The 2,126-nt window shown below is 67.0% G+C and carries 2 protein-coding genes; both read right to left on the bottom strand.

Annotated features, from left to right (window positions below; translation table 11 throughout):
* Positions 1 to 273 precede the first annotated feature (273 nt).
* On the bottom strand, positions 274 to 1,680 hold the full coding sequence (locus VFG33_RS02835) for a GH1 family beta-glucosidase (protein ID WP_325022044.1): 1,407 nt from the start codon (positions 1,678 to 1,680) through the stop codon (positions 274 to 276).
* 70 nt (positions 1,681 to 1,750) lie between these two features.
* On the bottom strand, positions 1,751 to 2,126 hold a 376-nt coding region (locus VFG33_RS02830), incomplete at its 5' end, for an oligopeptide/dipeptide ABC transporter ATP-binding protein (RefSeq protein ID WP_325022041.1).

Raw genomic sequence — 2,126 nt, 5'->3', positions numbered from 1 at the left:
CCCACCACCCGGACCCACAGAACCCACCGAAACCACCCGGGCGACGGAATCCCCTGATGCTGCTCACACGTCAGCGCGGATCCGCGTAGCTGCGTCCTTCCCTGGTCGACGTGGTGGGTGTCAAGGGTCGAACTTGTTCGAGCCCGAAGGGCCGCGAAGCGCCCTTGACTCACCTCGCCGCGACTAGCAAACTCACGCAGCCCGGCGACGCGAACCACCCACACCTATGGCTGACCAACTACAGCACCGCCGCGTACCGGCGTACCGGGAAGCTCAGAGGTTGCGGTGTTGCTCCGCCAACTCTTTCAGGTAGAGGGCGCTTTGCTTCGGGGTGCGCGCCTGGCTTTCGTAGTCGACTCGGACGATGCCGAAGCGCTTGTCGTAGCCGTAGGCCCATTCGAAGTTGTCGAGGAGGGACCAGGCAAGGTAGCCGCGGATGTCGGCGCCTTCGTTGATCGCGCGCGCGACTGCCGCCAGGTGGGACGTGAAGTATGCCGTCCGATCGGCGTCGGCGACATAGTCGTTCTCGTCGGGGACGTCCTGGAAGGCGGAGCCGTTCTCGGTGACGACCATCGGCAGCCCCGGGTAGTCCTTGCTGATCCGAACGAGTAGATCGGTGAAGCCCTCCGGCACGATCTCCCAGTCCATCGCGGTGCGCGGCTTGTTCAGCGGCAGGGTTCGGCTGATCGGCAGGCCGTCGTCATCAGTGGTCCGGCCGTTCTCGTCGAAGCCGGTGAACTTCTGGCTGAAGTAGTAGTTGATGCCGAGCACATCGATCGGCGTAGAGATCGACGCCAGATCGCCTTCCTGTACAGGGATCTCGATCCCCTGCGCGGCAAGGTCATCGATCACGTCGGCCGGATAGCGCCCGTGCACCAGCGGATCCAGGTAGAGCCTTGCGCCCATCCCGTCAGCTCGTCGTGCCGCCTCGAGATCCGGTTCGGCATCGCTGGCCGGGTACGCCGTGGCCGCGTTCAAGGTGATCCCGATATCGAGCTTGCGTGGCGCCGCCTCACGCATGCGCTCGGTGGCCAGCCCGTGTCCGAGCAGCAAATGGTGCACCGCCGATACTGCCGCGGGGAATTCCTGACGCCCCGGGGCATGAGCGCCGTACGCGTAGCCGAGCATCGCCGAGCACCACGGTTCGTTCAGCGTGGTCCAGGTGTCGACCCGGTCGCTCAGCGCGTCGAACACCAGCATCGAGTAGTCGGCGAACCGGTACGCCGTGTCGCGGACCGGCCAGCCGCCGGCGTCCTCGAGTTCCTGCGGCAGGTCCCAGTGGTACAGCGTCACCCACGGGTCGATGCCCTGGGCAAGCAGTTCGTCGACCAGCCGGTCGTAGAAGGCGAGGCCGGCCGGGTTGACGGGACCGGTGCCGTGCGGCTGGATCCGCGTCCACGAGACGGAGAACCGGTAGGTGTCCAGTCCGAGGTCCTTGATCAGGGCAACGTCGGCCGGCATCCGGGTGTAGTGCTCGCAGGCGATGTCGCCGGTGTCGCCGTTGTCGATCGCGCCGGGGACGCGGCAGAAGGTGTCCCAGATGGACGGCGTCCGGCCGTCCACGTCGATCGCGCCCTCGATCTGGTACGCCGACGTGGCGACGCCCCAACGGAAGCCCGCCGGCAGACCGGCGATCAGCTGCTGCTCGGACAGGGTGGTGGGAACAGTGGTTGTGTTCATCGCAGACGTACGGCGCTCGCCGGTAGGCGGGCGCCGTACTGGCTCCCTTCGGAGAAAGAGTGGTTAGAGGTCAGGCGACCGGGACGCGGCCGGGCAGCCAGCAGGCCACCGATCGGCTCGGGTCGTTCCTGGCCTCGGGGACACCGAGGACCGGTATCTCCGACGAACAGCGGTCGAACGCGTGCGGGCAGCGCGGGTGGAAGGCGCAGCCGGACGGCATGCCGCGCAGGTCGGGCGGCGAGCCCGGGATCCCGGACAGCTCCCGGCGCGGGCCGCGCAGTGCCGGGAAGGATTTCAGCAGACCCTCGCTGTATGGATGCAGGGAGTCCTTGTAGAGATCGGCCGACCGCGCCTCCTCGACGATGCGACCGCCGTACATGATCGCGATCCGGTCAGAGAACTCGACCAGCAGGGACAGGTCGTGGGTGATGAAGAGCACCGAGAAG

It is taken from the genome of Kribbella sp. (genome assembly GCF_035687465.1).
Lineage (GTDB): Bacteria > Actinomycetota > Actinomycetes > Propionibacteriales > Kribbellaceae > Kribbella.
The sequence above is the reverse complement of the archived record's forward strand: the minus strand, read 5'-3'. Positions and strand labels throughout refer to the sequence as shown.

What these genes read in the sequence shown, in the direction of transcription:
- VFG33_RS02835 (WP_325022044.1), bottom strand. Translation starts at nt 1,680, where the DNA reads ATGAACACAACCACTGTTCCCACCACCCTGTCCGAGCAGCAGCTGATC.